Here is a 21,416-nt window from a genome sequence, read left to right on the forward strand (position 1 = left end):
CGGCCAAAAACGCTCATGAACTTCATCATTCGCACAACCCTTCGGGCTTCCGTCCGGCTCATGCTGACCCCCAAAAAAGGGCCAGCCTACCGGACAGATCGTGTGCTACTTAAACCGGTCATATCGTGTGCTACCGACAGACCCGCCCCGCCGGCCTTGCCAAAGCGGGGAATGTGTCCTCTCATGCGGCCCGTTGCACAATAACGGGAGCAGCGGCATGGGAGAGGGCGGCAGCGGGACGGCGGGGCGTTCCGCCATCGGGGGCATGCTTCTCGTATGCACCGTCATCATCGTGCTCGCCGCGCTGTCCTGGGGCGAGATGGTGTTTGCGCCCGCCGCCTTCGCGGTGTTCATCGTGATGGTGGTTTGGCCGGTGCAGGCCTGGCTGCAGCAGCGCATGCCGCGCATGCTGGCGATGCCGATCACCATCGTGGCGACGCTGGTTTGCATCGCTTTCCTGCTCCTGCTCTTCGCCTGGGGCATCAGCGTGATCGGGCAGTGGCTGGTGGGCAATGCGGCGCGATTCCAGGCGATCTACCAGGCCGCCACAGACTGGCTCGAAGGCCATGGCGTGGTGCTGGCGGGGGCCCTGTCCGACAGCTTCAACATGGGCTGGGTGGTGCGCTTCGTGCAGTCGCTGGCGGCGCGGCTCAACGGGCTCGCCGGCTTCGCGACGCTTGTCTTCGCCTTCGCGGTGCTGGGGCTTCTCGAGGCCGAGGACCTCGCCAGCCGCCTCACCAAAGCGGGCCGCCGCTTCGGCGGGGTGGACGTGGTGGCGGCGGGGCGCGAGACAGCGCGGCATTTCGGCAAATACATGCTGGTGCGCAGCATCGCCAGCGTGACCACGGGGGCCGCCGTGTGGCTGGTGGCCTGGGGCGTGGGGCTGGAGCACCCCGCGGCCTGGGCGGCGATCGCCTTCACACTCAACTACATTCCCTTCCTCGGGCCGCTGGTGGCCACACTGCTGCCCACCGTCTTCGCGCTGCTGCAGTTCGAATCGCTGCAGGTGGCGGCGGTCGTGCTGGTATCGCTGACCGCGGTGCAGTTCGTGATCGGCAGCTACCTCGAGCCGGTGTTCACCGGCTCCACCCTGTCGATCTCGCCCTTCGCGGTGATGTTCGTGGTCTTCCTGTGGAGCATGCTGTGGGGGCTGACGGGCGCCTTCATCGGCGTTCCTGTGCTGGTGGCGGCGATGACGGTGTGCAAGCAGATACCGGCGATGCGCTGGCTCATTGTCATGCTGTCCGGCGGCAAGGGTTAGCGCCGCCCGGTCCGGGCGCTTACGCGGTGACTTCGCGGCGAGGTTGCACCAGCGGATGTTCCGATCAGGCGGAATCACCTAATCGGTTAGAACATGCGCAAGATCAAGAGCTTGAGCATGATCCGCGAGAGTGGGTTCCACTTTTGCGGATCATGCGTTAGGATTGGGCGGGTTTTCGATCTTCCGGACGGGAGAGGGCCATGGGACCTGCAATGACGATCGGACGCCGGAAGTTCGGCGGTTTGCTGGCGGGGGCGGCCACTGCCGCGTTCGGCGGTGCGGGCCCGGCGCGCGCCGCGGGGCCTGACGCCGCCGGCGCCATCAACGGCATGCTGGACGCATTGCAAACCGCCGGGGCGCTGTCCTTCACCGCCGCCATGAGCCGGGACCGGTGCCGGCGGTGCCTCGCCGCCGACGCGAAGTTCGGCGCCTCGGTGGCGAAGTACGGGCTGAAGACGCTGGGCAGCCGGGCGAGCGTGGCGTTCCAGCGCTCCGGCAGTCTGTTCGCTGTCTTCGGCGCGGGCGGCGAGCCCGACGTGCAATTGTCGATCGCGGGCGGCGAGGCAACGCTGTTCCGCCCTTCGCTGGCCGCCAAGACGGTGCTGAAACTGGCGCCGGAAAAGGGCGCTGCCTTTATGGTGCCCGGCCTATTCATTCCCTTCCTCGGCCTGCTGGCGGATGACCCGGCGGCGGCCTTGTTCGGCGGCGTCGATTCGGTGACGCCGATCGCCCGGTTCCAGCCGGAACAGACGACGATTGCCGCCGTCATGGGCGGCCGCTTCACTGGCGAAGTTTGGGTGGACGCGAGCACGGGCCTGCCGGCGCGCATCCTCGGAACCTGGTTCGCCGCCGGCGGCGTGGCGGCCAGCGCGGCGGTGTTCCTCTCCGGCTGGTCGCGCGAGGTTCCCGCGGCCGGCGCCGTCGCGGTGAAGCCGCTCGACGGCGCGAAGAGCGTGGAGTTGGAGGCGCTGGGCCTCTGAGCCCTCCTCAGCCGGATGGCGGCGGGCCTGCCGCCTGTTCGCGCAGCAGCGCGCGGGCGATGGCGGCGGCCATGGTGACGTGGCCGCGGCTGGCGGCTGCCGCGGCCTCAGGCTTTCGTTGCTCGATGGCGGCGAAAATCTTCTGCATCTGGCCGAGCCCGGTGGTGGCGCGGCCTGGGGAGGCAATGGTCATGGCGCGCAGCCAGCTGATGCGGCTGTTGAGGCGCTTTACCACCTCCCACGCCACGCGCTTGCCGCCGGCGGCGAACATTGCCTCGTAAAAGCGCGTGGTGGAGAGAATGACGCCGTGATGGTCGCCTGCCGCATAGCCGGCCGCGATGGCGGACAGCGCATCGCGCATCGCGGCAAGCTGCTCAGGCGTGGCGCTTTGTGCTGCATCATGGGCGGCGGTCGATTCCAGAAGGGCACGGATTTCATAGATCTGTTCGGCCGCCTCCGGCTCGAGCCTCGCCACGATGGGGCCGTGGTGGGGGATGGAGGTGACCAAGCCCTCCGCCTCAAGATGGCGGATCACCTCGCGCACCACAGAGCGGCTGACGCCCAGCTGCCCGCACAGGTCACGCTCGGTGAGGCGGCTGCCGGGCGGGAAATGATGTTCGACAATGGCCGTGCGCAGCCGCTCCAGCGCCAGTTCGCGCAGGGTGGGCGGCGCTTCGGCGATGCGCAGGCCCGGACGGCGCGAGGGCGGGTTCGCAAGAGTCACGATATTACCAAGCTATTGAAAAAATTGGAATTTTTTAGTTGACCTGTATTGTGTACGATCTTACAATGTTCATTCAAGAGCTTTTCGGGCCCCGCGCACATGGCACTTCAGCTTCGCAAGACCTTCAGCCTCACCGAGCGCACTTTCATCGAGGGGGGCAAGGCGGCGCCGAAGCCGCTGACCTTTTTTGCCGCCGCGGCGGTGTTGACCAACCCCTGGGCGGGGCGCGGCTTCGTCGACGATCTTAAGCCGGAGATCCTGGAGATCGCTCCCAAGCTGGGCCAGCTGCTGACCGGCATGATCCTCGAGATGGCAGGTTCGGGCGACTCAGTGGAAGGATACGGCAAGGCCGCCGTGGTGGGCGCGGACGGCGAGGTGGAACACGCCTCCGCACTGATTCACACGCTGCGCTTCGGCAATCATTTCCGCAAGGCGGTGGGCGCCAAGAGCTATCTCGCCTTTACCAACACGCGGGGGCCGCCCAATGCGCCGGTCATGATCCCCCTGATGCACAAGGCGGATGAGGGCATGCGCTCGCATTACCTCACAATCCAGTTCGCTATCCCCGATGCGCCGGCCGCCGGCGAGATCGTGGTGGCGCTCGGCGCGTCTATCGGCGGGCGTCCGCACCACCGCATCGGCGACCGCTATCAGGACCTGAAGGAGCTGGACGGCACCAGCAATGCCTGAGCCTGCCCTCCGCCAGATCCGCAACGGCATCGCCTGGCTCGAGAAGGGGCAGGGCGAGCCGCTGCTGCTGATCCATGGTGTGGGACTGAATGCGGAGGCCTGGGAGCCGCAGATCGCGGCTCTATCCAAAACCTGCCGGGTGATCGCACTCGACATGCCGGGCCATGGCGCCAGCGCGCTCCGTGGGGCTGAACTCGCGGACTATGTGGCGCAGGCCGCCGGCCTGCTCGACGAGCTGGGCATTGCGCAGGCCAATGTGGTGGGCCACTCCATGGGCGGGCTGGTGGCCATCGGGCTGGCCCTGGCGCAGCCTGAACGCGTGCTGCGGCTTGGCGTGCTCAATTCGGTCTATGAGAGGCCGCCGGACGCCCGCCGCGCGGTGGAGGCGCGCGCCGCCGAAATCGCGCTGAGCGGCACTTGCGGCGACATCGAACAGCCGGTCCGCCGCTGGCTGGGCGAGGGTGACACGCCACTGCACCGGCAATTGCGCGCCTGGCTCTCCGCCATGGACCCTGCCGCCTATGCGCAGGCCTACAAGATCTTCGCCGCGGGCGACCGGCTGTTTTCCGGCCGGCTGGGCGCGCTGACCATGCCCGCGCTGTTCGCCGCCGGATCGGACGATCCCAACTCGACGCCGGAGATGGCGGAGGCCATGGCCGCCGCGGCGCCGCGCGGCACGGCGGCGGTGCTTGCCGGCCAGCGCCATATGATGACTCTGGTGGACGCTGAAGGCGCCACACGGCTGATCCGCGATCTGCTGAGCCAGCCGCTTGAATCCGTCCAAGCGAGGCGGCGGTTCCTGGATGAAAGGCGGTGACCGATGAAATTCTCACTCTTCGTGCACATGGAGCGCATCAGCCCGGAGCAGAGCCACAGGGAGCTTTACCGGCAGATGGTGGAGCTCTGCGAGATGGCCGACACCGGCGGCTTCCACGCCATCTGGACCGGCGAGCACCACGGCATGGATTTCACCATCGCGCCCAACCCGCTGATCAACATCGCCGACCTGGCACGGCGCACCAAGAACGTGCGGCTCGGCACCGGCACGGTGGTGGCGCCCTTCTGGCACCCCATCAAGCTTGCGGGCGAGGCGGCGATGACCGACATCATCTGCGATGGCCGGCTCGACCTCGGGATCGCGCGCGGCGCCTACAGTTTCGAATATCAGCGCATGGGCAAGGACCTGACCCCGATGAGTGCGGGCGAGCAGATGCGCGAGATGGTGCCCATGCTGCGCAAGCTGTGGGAGGGCGACTACACGCATGACGGCAAGTATTGGCAGTTTCCCAGGACAACCGCCTCGCCCAAGCCCCTGCAGAAGGGCGGCGTGCCCATCTGGGTGGCGGCGCGCGATCCCATGTCGCATGATTTCGCGGTGGCCAACCACTGCGGCGTGCAGGTCACGCCGCTGCACTTGGGGGACGCGGAGGTCGAAGTGCTGATGGGCCGCTTCAAGGCCGCCTGCAAGGCGCACCCGGAGGTGACGCGCCCGAAGATCATGCTGCTGATGCATGGCTACTGCGGCGCGGACGACGCCGATGTGCGGCAGGGTGCGGAAGACCTTCGGCGATTCTATTGCTACTTTGCGGCCTGGTTCAAGAACGAGAAGCCGGTCAGCCAGGCCCTGATCGAGGCGCTGAGCCCCGATGAGATGGACGCGATGGAGCAATACGCCACGGACAAGATGCTGGCCAACACGGTGACCGGCACGCCCGATCAGGTGATCGCGCGGCTAAAGACATATGAGGCGATGGGTTATGACGAGTTCAGCCTGTGGATCGACTCGATGATGCCGGCGGAGCGCAAGAAGGCCTCGCTGCAGCGCTTCATCGACCATGTGCTTCCGGCCTTCCGGTGAACGGCATGCGGCGCTTCCAGCACTTGATCGGCGGCCAATTCGAGGATGGCGCGGAGAGCTTCGCGAGCATCAACCCCGCAACGGGCGCGGCATGGGCGCTGATGCCGCGCGCCGGCGCAGCGGATGTGGACCGCGCCGTCACCGCCGCGCACCGTGCGCTGAATGACCAGGCCTGGCGCGGGCTCACTGCCACGCAGCGCGGCAAGTTGCTCTACCGGCTCGCCGATCTCGTGGCGGAGAATGCCCAGGCGCTCGCGGAACTCGAGACCGCCGACACCGGCAAGATCATCCGCGAGACCTCCGCCCAGATCGCCTATGTGGCCGAATACTACCGTTACTTCGCGGGGCTGGCCGACAAGCTGCAGGGCGCGCACTTGCCCATCGACAAGCCCGGCATGGACGTGTGGCTGAGGCGCGAGCCGATCGGCGTGGTCGCGGCCGTCGTGCCGTGGAACTCGCAGCTCTTCCTGTCCGCGGTGAAGCTGGGCCCCGCGCTCGCCGCGGGCTGCACCGTGGTGCTGAAGGCTTCGGAAGACGGGCCGGCGCCTCTGCTTGAATTCGCCAGGCTCGTTCAGCAGGCGGGCTTCCCGCCGGGCGTGGTCAATGTCATCACCGGCTTCGGCCCCGATTGCGGCCAGGTGCTGACGTCGCACCCGCTCGTCGCGCGCATTGCCTTCACCGGCGGGCCCGGGACGGCGCGCCACGTGATGCGCAATGCGGCAGAGAACCTCGCCCACGTCACGCTGGAGCTGGGCGGCAAGTCGCCCGTCGTCGTGTTCGAAGATGCCGATCTTGGCTCGACGGCCAATGCCGTGGTGGCGGGTATTTTCGCGGCCACCGGACAGTCCTGCGTGGCAGGCTCGCGCCTCATCGTGCAGCACGCCATCAAGGACGCGCTGCTGGCGGCGCTGAAAGCCAAGGCCGAGGCCATCGTCATCGGCGCCCCGCAGGAGCGCGCCACCGAAATGGGGCCGCTCGCCACGCAGCGGCAGCGGAACCACATCGAGAAGGTGGTGACGGAAAGCCTCTCGGCGGGCGCCAGGCTCGTCACCGGCGGCAGCGCGCCCCAGGGGATGCAAGGCTTCTACTATCGCCCCACCATCCTGGACTGCAGCGGCACGGAGGCTCAAGCCATCTCGACCGAACTCTTCGGGCCAGTTCTTGCCGTGCTCGGCTTCGAGACGGAGGACGACGCGGTGCGGCTTGCCAATGCCACGCCTTATGGTCTGGCCGCGGGCGTGTTCACCCGCAACCTGGCGCGCGCCCATCGCCTGACGCGCGACATCCGCGCCGGTGTTGTCTGGATCAATACCTATCGCGCCGTGTCGCCCATGGCGCCCTTCGGCGGCTTCGGACTTTCCGGTTCGGGCCGCGAGGGCGGGCTCGAGTCGGTCCTCGATTATACGCGGGCGAAGACCGTGTGGCTGCGGACCTCCGACGACCCGATCCCCGACCCTTTCGTGATGCGCTGAGGGGCACCTCAGTTCTCGCCGCCGGCCTGCTTCAGCACGGTGAGGAGGCCGGTGTCCGGCGCGATGCTATTGGCGGCGTTGCACCGCCGGCCGCGCCGATCGCGGGCTTGGCGGGTTCCGGTTTTCCGCTAAAGTCGAACGCCGGACATCGGGACGCGGTGCAGAGAGGAAAGCGTGATCATGAAACCCTGGCCGGACACAGCCCATCGCCTCATCGCCACCGCCATGGGGCGGGAAAAGGCCGACATGGTCATCCGCGGCGGGCGCTGGGTGAACGTGCACTCGGGCGAGATCATTCCGGCAACCGGCATCGCCATCGCGGCGGGCCGCTTCGCCTATGTGGGGCCCGATGCCAGCCACTGCATCGGCAAGGACACGCAGGTGATCGAGGCCGAGGGCCGCTACCTTGTGCCCGGCCTGTGCGATGCGCATATGCATGTGGAAAGCGGCATGGTGACGGTGACCGAATTCTGCCGCGCCGTCATTCCGCATGGCACCACCTCGATGTTCATCGACCCGCATGAGATCGCCAATGTTCTGGGGCTTCCGGGCGTCAGGCTGATGCATGACGAGGCGATGGCGATGCCCGTCAACGTCTTCGTGCAGATGCCATCCTGCGTGCCGAGTGCCCCCGGGCTCGAGAACCCCGGCGCCACGCTCGGCCCCGACGAGGTGCGCGAGGCGATGGGCTGGCCCAACATCATCGGGCTGGGCGAGATGATGAATTTCCCGGGCGTGATCGCGGGCGACGGCAAGATGCTGGCCGAGATCGCGGCCACGCAGCGCGCCGGCAAGGTGGTGGGCGGCCATTATGCCTCGCCCGACCTTGGGCTGCCCTTCCATGCCTATGCGGCGGGCGGACCGGCGGACGACCATGAGGGCACGCGCGCCGAGGATGCGATTGCGCGCGTCCGCCAGGGCATGCGCGCCATGCTGCGGCTGGGCTCCGCCTGGTATGACGTGGCCGCGCAGGTCAAGGCCGTCACCGAGCATGGGCTGGACCCGCGCAATTTCATTCTGTGTACGGATGATTCGCATTCCGGCACGCTGGTGAACGAGGGCCACATGAACCGCGTGGTGCGCCACGCCATCGCTCAAGGGTTGAAGCCCGTCGCCGCCATCCAGATGGCCACGCTCAACACGGCGCAGCATTTTGGCCTCGAGCGCGAGCTGGGCTCGATCGCGCCCGGCCGCCGGGCGGACCTGATCCTCACCTCCGACATCGCGTCGCTCCCCATCGAGCTGGTCATCGCCAGGGGCCGCGTGCTTGCGGAAGACGGCAAACTCACGGCTGATATACCTGCCTATGCCTATCCGGAGGACGCGCGCCGGACGATGCACATGAAGCGCGCCCTGACGGCAAAGGACTTCGATATCGCCGCGCCTGCGGGCCGCAACCAGGTGGACGTGCGGGTGATCGGCGTGATCGAGAACCAGGCGCCCACCCGTGCGCTGCAGAAGACGCTGAAGGTCCAGTCCGGCCTGGTCGAGATGGACCGCGCCAATGACGTTGCCCAGATCGCGCTGGTCGAACGCCACAAGGCGACGGGCAAGGTGGTGAACGCCTTCGTGTCCGGCTTCGGCTATAGCAGGGACTGCGCACTCGCCTCCACCGTGGCGCATGACAGCCACCATATGATCGTCGTCGGCACCAACAAGCAGGACATGGCGCAGGCTGCGAACATCCTCAAAGACATCGGCGGCGGCCTGGCGCTGGTCTCGGAGGGCAAGGAGCTGGCTCGCGTCGAAATGCCGATCGCCGGCCTGATGTCCGACGAGCGCGCCGAGATTGTGGCGGAGAAGGCCGGAAAGCTGGTCGCCGCCATGAAGGCCTGCGGCTGCAACCTCAACAACGCCAACATGCAGCACTCGCTGCTGGCGCTCGTCGTCATCCCCGAGCTGCGCATTTCGGACGAGGGGCTGATCGACGTGACAAGTTTTCGGAAGGTAGACCTCTTCGTTTAGCGCCATAGGCCACGGGCCGGAGCGGATATGTCACCGGGCTGTCACGCAGGCGGCGTAGCGCGGCCCCGTGACCGGTGCGCCCTGGGGTTTCTGGGCGGCGGCAGGGCTCTGCGCGCTCTCCTCCGGGGCGGTGATCCTCTATCTCAGGCTGATGGACCGCGGCCGAGATCCTTCATCTTGATGTCACCGAACGCGCCGATGAGGGGGGCTTCGGAGAATCAGCATGCCGCAACTCGGACCAGAGCCCTTCCTTCACCCCAACGCCAATGTGCGCAACAGCCGGCTTGGCGCTTTCGTCGAGATCGGCGAAGGGAGCAACATCCTCGAATCGGCGATGGGCGATTACAGCTACACCGCGCGCTATGCCGACATTGCCTACTCTATGCTCGGCAAGTTCGTGAATGTCGCGGCCTTCACCCGGCTCAACCCCGGCGAACATCCCTATCACCGCGCTTCGTTGCACCACTTCATGTATCGCTCCAGCTATTTCTGGCCGGACGAGCCCGATGAGCAGGCGGTTTTCGACTGGCGCCGCTCGCGCCCCGTGCGGGTGGGGCATGACACGTGGATCGGTCATGGCGCCATCGTCATGAAGGGTGTGACCATCGGCAATGGCGCTATCATCGGCGCGCAGTCGGTGGTGACCAAGGACGTGCCGCCCTATGCAGTGGTGGCGGGTGCGCCGGCCCGGCTCATCAAATGGCGCCATCCGCGCGCCGTGGCGGACCGGCTGCAGGCGCTCGCCTGGTGGGACTGGAGCCATGAGGAGATGCGCGCCGCGCTGCCGGATTTCCGCGCTCTCTCTGCGGAAGCCTTCCTCGAGAAATATGAGCGGGGGCCCGTCATGCAACCGTTACATTCGGTTGGTTAGAGGCGGCATGCCGTCACAAGCTCCAACAACCGGCGAAGCTGCGCGCGCGGCCTGGATGCGCGTCTTGGCGCTCTCCGCGCCGGACGATCTGGCGGCCTGCGCGAAGGACTATGCTTCAACCGCCCATGACCTGCTGCGGGCGCCCGAGACCGGCCTCGTGATGCTGCGCGGGCGCATGGGCGCCACCGGGGCCGCCTTCAACCTCGGCGAGGCGACGGTGACGCGCTGCGCGGTGCGGCTTGTCGACGGCACGCAGGGGCACGCCTATGTGATGGGCCGCAGCGCCGCGCACGCCAAGCTGGCGGCGATCTGCGATGCCCTGCTGCAGCGGGACGCCGACGGACTGTCCGGGACGGTGATCGCGCCGCTGGCGGCGAAGCTCGATGCGCGGCAGGCCGAGGCCTCCAGCAAGGCGGCGGCCACCAGGGTCGACTTCTTCACCATGGTGCGAGGCGATGACTGAGCGGGGCTTTGCCGATGTGGCCATCGAAGCGGCGCATGCCTTCCGGGTCATCATGCAGGCCATGGCGCGGCCCGGCCGCGTGCTGGACATCGGCGCCGATGTGAGGGCGCCTGCGCCGCTGCTGCCGAGTGCGGCTGCCGTGGCGCTGACGCTGTGCGATTTCCAGACGCCGGTTTGGCTCAGCCCCCAGCTCGATGATGAAAGGATCGTCCATTACCTGCGCTTTCATGCCGGCGCGCCGCTGGTGGCGGAACCGCAGGCGGCGCAGTTTATCTTTGCCACGTCAGCCGATCTGCCGCCGCAGCTGGGGCTTCTGCAGCAGGGCACGCATGACTATCCTGACCGTTCCGCCACGCTGGTGATCCAGGTGGCGGGCTTCGTCCCCGGAGCCGTCGAGCTCTCCGGACCCGGAATCCGTGGCCGCGAAAGCTTCGGCGTGGTTGGGCTCGATGGAGCGTTCTGGATGGCCATGGCGGAGAACCATGCCCGCTTTCCGGTGGGCATCGACGTGATCTTCGCCGCGCCCGGCCAGCTGGCCGCAGTGCCGCGCTCCACCGCCATTCGCATGCTGGAGTCCGCCTGATGTATGTGGCCGTCAAAGGGGGCGAACAGGCGATCGATGCCGCGCACCGGCTGCTCGACGAAGAGCGCCGCGGTGACCGCAGCGTGCCTTCGATCACGCTCGAGCAGATCGCCGGGCAGCTGACGCTGGCGGTCGACCGCGTGATGAACGAGGGCTCGCTCTATGACCGCGAGCTCGCCGCGCTCGCCATCAAGCAGGCGCGCGGCGACCTGATCGAGGCGATCTTCCTGATCCGCGCGGCGCGCACCACGCTCGCCCGCTTCGGCTATGCCGAGCCGCTGGACACGCAAGCCATGCGCGTGAAGCGCCGCGTCTCCGCCGCCTTCAAGGACATTCCGGGCGGGCAGATTCTCGGCCCCACTTTCGATTATACACACCGCTTGCTCGACTTCTCGCTGGCAGGCGAGAGCGAACCCGCGGAGGCGGCGCGTGCAGCCAGCGCGTTGCGCAGCGGCATGCCACGCGTACTGGAAATGCTCGGCAGCGAAGGCCTGATGGAGCAGCCGCCGCCCGAGACAGGCGAGCCCGCCGACCTGACGCAGGACCCGCTGAACTTTCCCGCAGGCCGCGACCTTCGCCTGCAGAATCTCGCACGCGGCGACGAGGGCTTCCTGCTGGCGCTCGCCTATTCGACGCAGCGCGGCTATGGCCGCACGCACCCCTTCGCCGGCGAGATCCGGCTCGGCACCGTCGAAGTGAGCTTCACGCCGGAGGAGCTGGGATTTTCGATCGTCATCGGCGAAATCGCCGTCACCGAATGCGAGATGATCAACCAGTTCAAGGGTTCGGCGACCGTCAAGCCGCAGTTCACCCGCGGCTATGGCCTGGGCTTCGGCCAGTGCGAGCGCAAGGTCATGTCCATGGCGCTGGTCGACCGTTCGCTGCGCGCCGGCGAACTGGGCGAAGAGCGCGTGGCGCCGGCCCAGGACGAGGAGTTTGTTCTGTCGCATTCCGACAATGTGCAGGCCACGGGCTTCGTCGAGCATCTGAAGCTGCCGCATTACGTCGATTTCCAGGCGGAGCTCGTGCTGCTGCGCCGCCTGCGGGCCGGGATCGAGAGCGCCGGTGACAGGCTGGAGGCCGCGGAATGAACGCGCCCGCCTATAACTTCGCTTATCTCAACGAGCAGACCAAGCGGATGATCCGCCGGGCCATCCTCAAGGCCATCGCCATTCCCGGTTATCAGGCGCCCTTCGCCAGCCGCGAGATGCCCATGCCCTATGGCTGGGGCACCGGCGGCGTGCAGGTGACAGCCTCGGTGCTGACGCCGGAGGATACGCTCAAGGTCATCGACCAGGGGGCCGACGACACCACCAATGCCGTCTCCATCCGCAAGTTCTTCGTCAAGACCGCGGGCGTGGCCACCACCGAGAAGACGGAGGAGGCGAGCGTCATCCAGACGCGCCACCGCATCCCTGAAACGCCGCTGACCGAGGACCAGATCCTGGTCTTCCAGGTTCCCATCCCCGAGCCCTTGCGCTTCCTCGAACCGCGCGAGACCGAGACCCGCACCATGCACGCGCTGGAGGAATATGGCGTGATGCATGTGAAGCTCTATGAAGACATCGCGCAATATGGCGAGATCGCCACCACCTATGCCTATCCGGCCAGGGTGGCGGAGCGCTATGTCTTCGATCCCTCGCCCATCCCCAAATTCGACAATCCGAAGCTTGATGGCTGCCCGGCGCTTCAGCTGTTCGGCGCGGGGCGCGAGAAGCGCATCTATGCGGTGCCGCCCTACACACGCGTGAAGAGCCTCGATTTCGAGGACCATCCGTTCGAAGTGCAGCGCTGGGACCAGTCCTGCGCCCTGTGCGGCACGCGGGAGAGCTTCCTCGACGAGATCGTGATGGATGACCACGGCACGCGCATGTTCGTGTGCTCCGACACCGACTTCTGCGCCAAGACGCGGGGTGAGCGATGAGCCCGCTGCTGGCCGTCGACAATCTCAGCAAGCTCTATGGCGCGCGCGTGGGCTGCCGCGAGGTGTCCTTCGCGCTGTGGCCGGGCGAGGTACTGGCGATCGCCGGCGAATCGGGATCGGGCAAGACGACGCTGCTGCGCTGCCTCTCGGGTCATGTTCCGGCGAGTTCGGGCAAGGTGCATTACACGCTGCGCGACGGCCGTTCGGTTGCGCTCGATGAGATGAGCGAGGCGGAACGCCGGCTGCTGATGCGCACCGACTGGGGCTTCGTGCACCAGGATGCGCGCGATGGTTTGCGCATGGGCGTTTCCGCCGGGGCCAATGTCGGCGAGCGCATGATGGCGGTGGGCGAGCGGCACTATGGCCGCATCCGCGCCACGGCAACCGACTGGCTGAAGCGCGTCGAGATTGCGGAAGACCGGATCGACGACAGCCCGTGGTCCTATTCCGGCGGCATGCGGCAGCGGCTGCAGATCGCCCGCAATCTTGTCACCTCGCCGCGGCTCGTCTTCATGGACGAGCCGACGGGGGGCCTCGATGTCTCGGTGCAGGCGCGGCTTCTCGACTTGATCCGCGGTCTCGTCAAACGGCTCGACCTGGCGGCCATCGTGGTGACGCATGATCTCGCCGTGGCGCGGCTGCTGTCGTCCCGCATGATGGTGATGCAGCAGGGCCAGGTGATCGAGGAGGGGCTGACCGACCAGATCCTCGAAGACCCGCAGGCGCCCTATACCCAGCTTCTCGTCTCCTCCGTGCTGCAGGTGTGACGATGAGTACTGTTCTGAAGATCGAGAACCTCTCCAAGTCCTTCCTGCTGCACCAGCAGGCGGGAGCGCGCATTCAGGTGTTCGAGGGTCTCACTGCCGAGGTTAAGGCGGGCGAGGCCGTGGCGGTGACGGGCCCTTCGGGCCGCGGCAAGAGTTCGCTGCTGAAGCTGGTCTATGGCGTCTATCGTGCGAGTGCTGGGTCGATCCGTGTGCTGTCGGACGGCGCATGGACGGATGTGGTGACGGCGCCGCCGCGCGGCGTGATCGGCCTCAGGCGCGACGTCATCGGCTATGTGACGCAGTTCCTGCGCGTGATCCCGCGCGTGCCCGCCGAGATGGTGGTGGCCGAACCGATGATCGACCGCGGCATAGCGCCCGAGCAGGCGCTGGCCCGCGCCCGCATGCTGCTGGAGCGGCTCAACATCCCCAAGCGGCTGTGGCATCTCTCGCCCATGACGTTTTCGGGCGGCGAGCAGCAGCGCGTCAACATCGCGCGCGGCTTTGCGGCGCATTTCCCGATCCTGCTGCTCGACGAACCCACCGCCTCGCTCGACGAAGACAACCGCAACCGCGTGCTGGAGCTGGTGGCCGGGGCGCGGGAGGAGGGGAGCGCGATTCTCGCCGTGTTCCACGACGAGCAGGAGCGCCGCCGCGCCTGCTCGCGCAGCATCGCGTTGGGCTGAGGTGAGCATCCGCCACGCCATCTATTTCGCGCCCGCGCCCGGCACGCATTTGCACGAGCTGGGGTCGCGCTGGATCGGCCGTGACGCCTTCACGGGCGAGACCCGCGAACAGCCCGGCGTGACCGGCATCGGCGTCGTCACCGGCGATCCGCGGCGTTACGGGTTCCATGCCACGCTGAAGCCGCCCTTTGCGCTGCGTGGCACGGTGACTGCCGAGGCGCTGCCGCGTGCGGTGGCGGCGCTCGCCGCCGGGCAGCAGCGTTTCAGCGTCGCGCTGAAAGTGGGTGTGCTCGGCCAATTCCTGGCGCTTGTGCCGCGGGAGCCAAGCGAGGCGTTGCAGCGGCTCGCCGAGCGCGCCGTGCGCGATCTCGATGGTTTCCGCCAGCCGCCATCGGAGGACGAGCTGGCGCGGCGCAGGCTGGCCGATCTCACGCCAAGCCAGGAACGCCACCTTGCCGAATGGGGATACCCTTACGTGTTGGACGATTTCCGCTTCCACATGACGCTCACCGGGCGCCTGCCGCCCGCCGTCATCGAGCGCTTCAAGTCTGCCGCGGAGGCGCATTTTGCGCCGGCCCTGGCGGAGCCTGTCGCCATCGACGGTCTCACGCTGTTCACCGAAGCCCAGCGCGGCGCCGCCTTCATGGCCACGCGCCATTTTCCCTTTTTCAGCCCTTCCGAGGTTGCCGCATGACCGAGACAGTCTTCACCAACGCCCGTGTCATGCTGCCGGACGGGGTTCTGGAGGGCAGCGTGGTGGTGCGTGACGGCAAGATCTTCGAGGTGATCGAAGGCCGTGTCGCCGGGCCTGCCGAGGATCTCGATGGCGATTATCTGATCCCGGGCCTCGTCGAGCTCCACACGGATCATCTGGAAAGCCACTTTCTGCCGCGCCCCGGCGTGGCCTGGCCTGCCATCCCCGCCGTCATGGCGCACGATGCGCAGGTCGCGGCGGCGGGCATCACCACCGTCTTCGATGCCCTGCGCGCGGGGAGCTTCGAGCCGGGCGATCGCTCGGCGCGCGAGGCCATGTCGCTGAGCGCCGCCATCGTCGAAGCTCAGGACAGCGGGCGGCTCCGCGCGCAGCACTTCATCCACCTGCGCTGCGAGCTGCCCTGCGCCGATACGGCCGAGTCGGCGGAGATGACGGCGCAGGCAGGGCCGCTTCACCTGATCTCCATCATGGACCACACGCCAGGTGCGCGGCAGTTCGTATCGATCGATAAGTTCCGCGAATATTACATCGGCAAGAAGCTGATCCTGCCCGAACACATGGATGGCTACATTGCCGTCCGCCAGGAGATGCAGGCAAAGCATGCCTCAGCCAACAAGCAGGCGGTTCTCGCGCTGGCGTCACGGCTCGGCGTGCGTCTGGCGAGCCATGATGACGCCACCGAGCTGCATGTCGAGGAAGCGATCGCCGACGGGGTGACCATTGCCGAATTCCCGACCACGCGGGAAGCGGCCCAGGCCGCCCACCGCAATGGTCTTGCGGTTCTCATGGGTGCTCCCAACGTGGTGCGTGGCGGGTCGCATTCCGGCAATATCCCGGCGGCGGATGTGGCGGCGGGCGGGCACCTCGATGTGCTGTCGTCCGACTATGTGCCGTCGAGCCTGCTGCCCGCCGCCTTCCGGCTGGCGGAGACGGTGCCGGGCATGAGCCTCGCGGCCGCCATGCGGACCATCACCATCAATCCTGCGCGGGCCGCCGGCCTCGACGACCGCGGCGCCATCGAACCGCATCGCCGGGCCGATATGATTCAGGTGCGCGTCAGGGATGGCATTCCCGCCGTGCGCCGGGTGTGGCGCGAAGGCCGGCGGGTGATGTGATGGCGGTTGCCAACGGCCATCTCATCCTCGTGGTCGGGCCCAGCGGCGCGGGCAAGGACGCCGTGATGACGGGCGCGCGAGCCGCTCTGAAGCCGGAGGATAATGTCGTCTTCCCGCGCCGCTTCGTCACCCGCCTCAGCAACCCCGATACCGAGGACCATGTGTCGATGACCGAGATGGAGTTTGCCGTGGCGGTGGCCGATGGCGCCTTCGCGCTGTGGTGGCGGGCGCACGGCAATTCCTATGGCATCGGCCGTTTCGTCGAGAGCCACCTCGACTCCGGCGCGACGGTGGTGGTGAACTGCTCGCGCGCCTCCGTCGCCGATGCGCGCGACCGCTTCGCCGATATGACAGTGATCGAGATCACCGCGCCCGAGGACGTGCTCGTGAGCCGCATCGTGGCGCGCGGGCGCGAAACGGCTGGGCAGGCGCGCGAGCGCGTCACGCGCAAGGCGCCGGATTATCCGCCGGGCGTGCGGGTCGAACGCATCGTCAACGACCGTACGCTCGGCGAGGCGGTTGCGGAGTTCTGCGCCATCCTGCGCAGCCTCAAGGGCGCTGAACCGCGCCCCGGCGGCAGCGCGATCTCGCTGCGGGCGTCGTGACCTCCGGGGAGCTGATCATTTCCGGGGGCCTCTGTCTGTTGCCGGGGCGGGGCCTCGTTGCAGCCGACGTCGTGTGCGGCGGGGGCAGCATTGCGGCGATCAGGGCGCCGGGCAGCGGTGGCGCGGGCGGCATCGACGCGGCGGGATGCCTGGTCCTGCCGGGCATCGTGGACATCCATGGCGACGCTTTCGAGCGCCAGATCATGCCGCGGCCAGGGACCATGTTTCCGCTCGATATCGCGATGCTCGACACCGACCGCCAACTCGTCGCCAACGGCATCACCACGGCCTATCACGGCATCACCATCTCCTGGGAGCCGGGGCTCAGGAGCCTCGCGCAGTCGCTGCAGATCATCGGCGCGCTCGACCGGCTGGAGCCGGATCTCCTCGCCGACAACCGGCTCCACATCCGCTGGGAAACCTATGCGCTCGATGAAATGGACGCCGTGCTTGATCTGCTGGCGCGGCCGAAGACGCCGCTGCTTGCCTTCAACGATCACACCTCGCCGCTGCCGAAGTTGAAGGACCCGCAAACCGCCTATCGGCGCCATGCCGAGCGCGCCATGGTGGAGACCGGCCTCTACATCGCCCAGTGCGGGCGGATGCTGTCGCGCGCGGACGAGGTTCCGGCGGCGGTTGCCGCCATGGCCGCGGCGGCGCGAAGCCATGGCGTGCCGATGCTCTCGCACGACGACCGGTCGCCGGACGAGCGCGGCTTCTTCCGAGGATTAGGCGTGCGCATTGCCGAATTTCCCGTGACAGCCGGCACGCTGGCCGCCAGCGCCGCCGGGGGCGACCTTGTGGTGCTGGGCTCTCCCAACGTGGTGCGGGGCGGCAGCCACACCGGCGCCATCGGCGCCGAGCAGGCAGTGCGCGAGGGGACATGCGCGATCCTCGCCTCGGACTATTACTACCCCGCGATGTTGCGCGCGGCCCTGCTGCTGGCGGCGCGGGGCGTGCTGCCGCTGGAACGCGCCTGGGGCATGATCAGCGCCGTTCCCGCCGAAGCTGCGGGTCTTGCCGACCGCGGGCGCATTGCGGAAGGCTTGCGGGCGGACATCGTGGTGCTGGATGAGAAATCTCAGTTGCCGGTGGCGACGGTTGCCGCCGGCAAGCCGGTCTACCGCAGCCGCTAGTTCGGCGTGGCCTTGCTGCCCGCAATGGCGGTTCGCAGTTGGGTGGAGAGGCGGTCAATGACCGAGACGGTGATCAGGATCATGATGATCAGGAAGGCGACCTTTTGCCATTCCAGCGTGCGGATCATCTCCGAGAGTTCGAGGCCGATGCCGCCGGCTCCCACGATGCCGATGATGGTGGCCGAGCGTGTGTTCGATTCGAAATAATATAGATACTGGCTGATCAGCACCGGGGCCACTTGTGGCAGGATGCCGAAGCGGATGGCGTGAAGGCGCGATCCGCCCGATGCGATCACACCCTCGACGGGCCGCTTGTCGGAAGCCTCGATCGCCTCCGAGAATAGCTTGCCGAAGGACCCGATGTCGGAGATCGCGATGGCGAATACGCCGGCGAAGGGGCCGAGCCCCACCACATTCACCCAGATCAGGGCCCAGACGAGAGTATCGACGCCGCGCAGCGTATCGAACCCGCGGCGCGCGAAGAAGCGAAGGATCTGCGACACCGTGGTGTTGCGCGCCGCGATGAGGCTCAGCGGAAAGGCGATGACGGCGGCGAGCGTGGTGCCGAGCAGTGCGATTGCAACCGTTTCGGCAAGCGCCTTGATGTAGCGCCAGAGGCTTGCATTGTCGCCCCAGTCCGGCGGGAACATGAGCACGACGAACTTGCCGAGGCTGCCCAGGCCGACCAGGAACTTGGTGAGCGAGAAGCCAAGATGCCACAGCCCGAAGACGAGCACGGCGATAGCCCCGAGTGTCAGGAGCCAGCCGCCCCAGGCCGGAGCCGCATGCGCCGTCTTCGGTGAGGCGTTGGCCATGTCAGTGCGTCTCCGCGATGAAGCGCCGCCGCACGCGTTCCGTAATCAGGTCGATCAACGCGACGGTGATGATGATGAGCACCAAGATGGCGGAGACATCCGGATAGTAGAATTTGCGGATCGCTTCCATCAGATCCTGGCCGATGCCGCCTGCGCCGACGAAGCCCATGACCGAGGCGCCGCGCACATTGATCTCGAAACGGAGCAGGGCGTAGCTCACGAAGTTGGAGAGAACCTGCGGCAGCACGGCGAAGCGCATCGTCTTGGTCCAGGACGCGCCGCTGGCGATGAGGCCTTCGACGGGCTTCTGATCGATGTTCTCCAGCACTTCATAGAAGAGTTTGCCGAGAGCGCCGGTCGTGTGCACGATGATGGCGAGAACGCCAGCGATTGGCCCGAGCCCAAAAGCGATGACGAAGACCAGCGCGAAGACGAGTTCCGGCACAGTGCGGCAAAACTCGAGGATGCGCCGCACGCCAAAGCGCACCGGCGCCGAGACCCCGAGATTGCCGGCGGCGAGGAAGCACAGAAGAAAGCCGAAGAGTGCGCCCAGAACGGTGGCGACATAGGCAATGAGCAGCGTATCGGCGAGAAGCCTCAGCCATTTGCCGAGGCCCCAGAACCAGCCCGGAATATCGAACAGGACGAAGCTTCCGGCATAGGGTCCCGAGTCGAGGATGAAGATACGGCCGATGTAGTTCGGGAATTTGTGGATGTTGGAGAAGAACAGCCCCAGATCCACCTCGGCAAGCCAGCCCGCGGCCAGTACGGCCAGCGCCACGCCCGTGGCGAAGACGAGAAACCGCCGGCGCTTGCGGGCCACTTCCGCCGCATAGGACGCTGCAAGCTGCGCGATGGTGGGCGGTGCGGGTGAGTAGGCGGAACGTGTCATGTGGGGGGCGCGAGACGGATGGAACCCGCGCCGGGCCAAGCCCCGCACGGGTTCCGGATCGGTCAGGACTTGCGCAGCGAGTCAACGAACTTGTTCAGCTCAACGATGCCCTGATAGGCAGTGTTGTCGGTGGGGACCCAAATTTGTTGCTGGCCGTCAGTCATCACCTGGAAGGCCTCTGCGTCGTTCTTGTCGATGGCGAACATGGCGTCCTTGATGGCGGTCTGGAGTTCGGCCGGCAGTGTCGTCAGCATGGCGAAGGGCGAGTTCACGATCTGGTCCGACTTGAAGATGATGCGGAAGTCACCATACTTCGCCATGTTCTTGCGCTCCATGCGCATCAGCATCGACTCGTTCTCGTCGTTCCACCAATTGAAGGCGCCGTCGACCTGGCCCTGCTGCAGGGCGATGATCGCGTTCTCATGGCTGCCGGTGTAGACGACATTGGCGAAAAACTCTTCCGGCTTGATGCCCATCTTGTTGAGCGCGAAGCGCGGCACGTTGTTACCCGAGGTGGAATTCGGGTCGACGAGGCCGAGGTTCTTGCCCTTGAGATCCTCGATCTTCTGGTAAGGTGAGTCCTTCTTCACGTAGAGCACCGAATAGTAGCCCTTGGTGCCGTCCTTGTTCACTTCCATCGCGAAAGCGTCGATCTTGGCGCCGTTCATGAGGGCACGGGCGAAGGCCGAGGGACCATATTTGGCAACATGGATATTGCCGGCGATCTGACCTTCGACGACCGCAGCATAGTCATTGGCGATGCGCAGCTTCACCGGCACGCCGAGCTGCTTGGACATGTACTGGATGAAGGGCTCATAGCGCTGCTCGACGCCGGTCGCATTCTCATCGGGAACGACGGCGAAGGTAAGCTCGGGGACCTCCGCCTTCCAGTCGGCAAGGGCGGCGGTGCCGCTGACCGAGAGGGTGGCAAGGCCGGCGGCGGCCTGCAGAAGGTGACGGCGATTCATCATGGGTAGGGCTCCTGTTTGGATGGTCGATGAGGGAGGCTCAATCAGGCCGCGCTGGGTAACGCCGCGGACCCGTTCAACTGCCGTGCTGCCGCCTCCTCTAGGTCCAGCACGTCGTTCGCTTCAAGACCGTAGAGGTCGATGACGATGTCGTCCGTCAGCATCTCGGGCGTGCCGTCGAAGACCACGCGGCCCGCCTTCATGCCGATGAGGCGCGTGCAGTATTCGCGCGCCAGTTCGAGGGAGTGGAGATTGCACATCACCGTGATGCCCGCCTCGCGGTGGAGGTCCCTGAGCGAGTCCATCACGATCTTGGTGTTGCGCGGGTCGAGCGAGGCGACAGGCTCGTCGGCGAGGATGATGCGCGGGTCCTGCACCAGGGTGCGGGCGATGGCGACGCGTTGCTGCTGGCCGCCCGACAGGCTTTCGGCGCGCTGGTCCGCCAGATCGGCGAGGTCGAGGCGGTCGAGCGCGCGCAGCGCCCGGAGCTTCTCGTCATCGGGCCAGGCCTTGAGCAGGGCGGGAACCAGCGACATGTGATTGATCCGGCCCATGAGCACGTTGGTGAGCACGTCGAGGCGGCCCGTCAGGTTGAACTGCTGGAAGATCATGCCGCAGGACGACCGCCAGTCGCGCAGCGCCTTGCCGCGCAGGCCGGTGACGTCCTTGCCGTGGAACGCGATGCGGCCCTCGGACGGGTCGACGAGGCGGTTGATGCAGCGGAGCAGCGTCGACTTGCCCGCTCCCGAGCGGCCGATTACGCCGACGAAGGAGCCATCGGCGATGCCGGCGGTAACGCCCGCAAGGGCTGGCTTGCCGCCGAAACGTTTGCCGAGATTCTCGATGCTGAGCATGTGCGCCTTCCTTCAGATGTTTCCGTTAAGACCCACGCAACAACAGCTGCGTGACAGCGAGATTGCAGCTTTGTG

23 protein-coding genes are annotated in these 21,416 nt (G+C 66.9%); 18 read left to right on the plus strand and 5 right to left on the minus strand.

Features of this window, described 5'->3' with window-relative positions:
• Positions 1-217 precede the first annotated feature (217 nt).
• Together IOC82_RS04620 and IOC82_RS04625 are read left to right on the plus strand one after the other, a co-directional pair.
• A complete protein-coding gene (locus IOC82_RS04620) occupies positions 218-1,261 on the plus strand; it encodes an AI-2E family transporter (RefSeq protein ID WP_290545007.1) in 1,044 nt (347 codons plus the stop codon).
• Between the two features lie 212 nt (positions 1,262-1,473).
• Positions 1,474-2,241, plus strand: coding sequence for a hypothetical protein (locus IOC82_RS04625; RefSeq protein ID WP_290545008.1), 768 nt, complete (start codon positions 1,474-1,476; stop codon positions 2,239-2,241).
• 7 nt (positions 2,242-2,248) lie between these two features.
• On the opposite strand, the gene IOC82_RS04630 is transcribed toward IOC82_RS04625, so the two are convergent.
• A complete protein-coding gene (locus IOC82_RS04630; protein WP_290545009.1) occupies positions 2,249-2,965 on the minus strand; it encodes a GntR family transcriptional regulator in 717 nt (238 codons plus the stop codon).
• Positions 2,966-3,064: 99 nt separating this feature from the next.
• Here IOC82_RS04630 and IOC82_RS04635 point away from each other — a divergent pair, with 99 nt between their 5' ends.
• The 16 genes from IOC82_RS04635 to IOC82_RS04710 all read left to right on the plus strand — a co-directional run bounded on the left by IOC82_RS04635 (position 3,065) and on the right by IOC82_RS04710 (position 17,812).
• Positions 3,065-3,655 carry an amino acid synthesis family protein gene (locus tag IOC82_RS04635; protein ID WP_290545010.1) on the plus strand — a complete coding sequence of 197 codons (591 nt, stop codon included), beginning with the start codon at positions 3,065-3,067 and terminating at the stop codon, positions 3,653-3,655.
• Positions 3,648-4,472 (plus strand): alpha/beta fold hydrolase, encoded by an 825-nt coding sequence (locus IOC82_RS04640; RefSeq protein WP_290545011.1) that lies wholly within the window; start codon positions 3,648-3,650, stop codon positions 4,470-4,472. The genes IOC82_RS04635 and IOC82_RS04640 overlap by 8 nt, the downstream gene beginning before the upstream one ends.
• 3 nt (positions 4,473-4,475) lie before the next feature.
• On the plus strand, positions 4,476-5,513 hold the full coding sequence (locus tag IOC82_RS04645) for an LLM class flavin-dependent oxidoreductase (protein ID WP_290545012.1): 1,038 nt from the start codon (positions 4,476-4,478) through the stop codon (positions 5,511-5,513).
• A 5-nt stretch (positions 5,514-5,518) separates the two neighbouring features.
• On the plus strand, positions 5,519-6,985 hold the full coding sequence (locus IOC82_RS04650) for an aldehyde dehydrogenase (protein WP_290545013.1): 1,467 nt from the start codon (positions 5,519-5,521) through the stop codon (positions 6,983-6,985).
• A 180-nt stretch (positions 6,986-7,165) separates the two neighbouring features.
• The gene (ade, locus tag IOC82_RS04655) at positions 7,166-8,950 is read left to right on the plus strand and encodes an adenine deaminase (protein WP_290545014.1); all 1,785 of its coding nucleotides are present in this window, start codon (positions 7,166-7,168) and stop codon (positions 8,948-8,950) included.
• 223 nt (positions 8,951-9,173) lie between these two features.
• Positions 9,174-9,821, plus strand: a complete 648-nt coding sequence (locus IOC82_RS04660; RefSeq protein WP_290545015.1) for a DapH/DapD/GlmU-related protein — start codon at positions 9,174-9,176, stop codon at positions 9,819-9,821.
• Positions 9,822-9,828: 7 nt separating this feature from the next.
• Positions 9,829-10,284 carry a phosphonate C-P lyase system protein PhnG gene (gene phnG, locus IOC82_RS04665; protein ID WP_290545016.1) on the plus strand — a complete coding sequence of 152 codons (456 nt, stop codon included), beginning with the start codon at positions 9,829-9,831 and terminating at the stop codon, positions 10,282-10,284.
• Positions 10,277-10,867 (plus strand): phosphonate C-P lyase system protein PhnH, encoded by a 591-nt coding sequence (gene phnH / locus IOC82_RS04670; protein ID WP_290545017.1) that lies wholly within the window; start codon positions 10,277-10,279, stop codon positions 10,865-10,867. Before phnG ends, phnH begins: the two co-directional genes overlap by 8 nt.
• The gene (locus IOC82_RS04675; RefSeq protein ID WP_290545018.1) at positions 10,867-11,958 is read left to right on the plus strand and encodes a carbon-phosphorus lyase complex subunit PhnI; all 1,092 of its coding nucleotides are present in this window, start codon (positions 10,867-10,869) and stop codon (positions 11,956-11,958) included. Before phnH ends, IOC82_RS04675 begins: the two co-directional genes overlap by 1 nt.
• Positions 11,955-12,791, plus strand: coding sequence for an alpha-D-ribose 1-methylphosphonate 5-phosphate C-P-lyase PhnJ (locus tag IOC82_RS04680; protein WP_290545019.1), 837 nt, complete (start codon positions 11,955-11,957; stop codon positions 12,789-12,791). The genes IOC82_RS04675 and IOC82_RS04680 overlap by 4 nt, the downstream gene beginning before the upstream one ends.
• Positions 12,788-13,558, plus strand: a complete 771-nt coding sequence (gene phnK / locus IOC82_RS04685) for a phosphonate C-P lyase system protein PhnK (protein WP_290545020.1) — start codon at positions 12,788-12,790, stop codon at positions 13,556-13,558. Before IOC82_RS04680 ends, phnK begins: the two co-directional genes overlap by 4 nt.
• 2 nt (positions 13,559-13,560) lie before the next feature.
• Entirely contained in the window at positions 13,561-14,241 is a 681-nt protein-coding gene (gene phnL, locus IOC82_RS04690) for a phosphonate C-P lyase system protein PhnL (RefSeq protein WP_290545021.1), read from the plus strand.
• A gap of 1 nt (position 14,242) precedes the next feature.
• A complete protein-coding gene (locus IOC82_RS04695; protein WP_290545022.1) occupies positions 14,243-14,935 on the plus strand; it encodes a DUF1045 domain-containing protein in 693 nt (230 codons plus the stop codon).
• A complete protein-coding gene (locus IOC82_RS04700) occupies positions 14,932-16,071 on the plus strand; it encodes an alpha-D-ribose 1-methylphosphonate 5-triphosphate diphosphatase (protein WP_290545023.1) in 1,140 nt (379 codons plus the stop codon). Before IOC82_RS04695 ends, IOC82_RS04700 begins: the two co-directional genes overlap by 4 nt.
• Positions 16,071-16,676 carry a phosphonate metabolism protein/1,5-bisphosphokinase (PRPP-forming) PhnN gene (gene phnN / locus IOC82_RS04705; protein WP_290545024.1) on the plus strand — a complete coding sequence of 202 codons (606 nt, stop codon included), beginning with the start codon at positions 16,071-16,073 and terminating at the stop codon, positions 16,674-16,676. Before IOC82_RS04700 ends, phnN begins: the two co-directional genes overlap by 1 nt.
• Positions 16,673-17,812, plus strand: a complete 1,140-nt coding sequence (locus tag IOC82_RS04710) for an alpha-D-ribose 1-methylphosphonate 5-triphosphate diphosphatase (RefSeq protein WP_290545025.1) — start codon at positions 16,673-16,675, stop codon at positions 17,810-17,812. The genes phnN and IOC82_RS04710 overlap by 4 nt, the downstream gene beginning before the upstream one ends.
• Here the strand turns inward: IOC82_RS04710 and phnE (IOC82_RS04715) are convergent.
• From phnE (IOC82_RS04715) to phnC, 4 genes are all read right to left on the minus strand, one after another.
• The gene (gene phnE, locus IOC82_RS04715; protein WP_290545026.1) at positions 17,809-18,627 is read right to left on the minus strand and encodes a phosphonate ABC transporter, permease protein PhnE; all 819 of its coding nucleotides are present in this window, start codon (positions 18,625-18,627) and stop codon (positions 17,809-17,811) included. The genes IOC82_RS04710 and phnE (IOC82_RS04715) overlap by 4 nt on opposite strands.
• Before the next feature lies 1 nt (position 18,628).
• Positions 18,629-19,519, minus strand: coding sequence for a phosphonate ABC transporter, permease protein PhnE (phnE, locus tag IOC82_RS04720; protein ID WP_290545027.1), 891 nt, complete (start codon positions 19,517-19,519; stop codon positions 18,629-18,631).
• A gap of 62 nt (positions 19,520-19,581) precedes the next feature.
• Positions 19,582-20,490, minus strand: coding sequence for a phosphonate ABC transporter substrate-binding protein (phnD, locus tag IOC82_RS04725; RefSeq protein WP_290545028.1), 909 nt, complete (start codon positions 20,488-20,490; stop codon positions 19,582-19,584).
• A gap of 41 nt (positions 20,491-20,531) precedes the next feature.
• Positions 20,532-21,341, minus strand: a complete 810-nt coding sequence (phnC, locus tag IOC82_RS04730; RefSeq protein ID WP_290545029.1) for a phosphonate ABC transporter ATP-binding protein — start codon at positions 21,339-21,341, stop codon at positions 20,532-20,534.
• Positions 21,342-21,416: the final 75 nt, after the last annotated feature.

The organism is Aestuariivirga sp., from assembly GCF_020252395.1.
Taxonomy (GTDB): domain Bacteria; phylum Pseudomonadota; class Alphaproteobacteria; order Rhizobiales; family Aestuariivirgaceae; genus Aestuariivirga.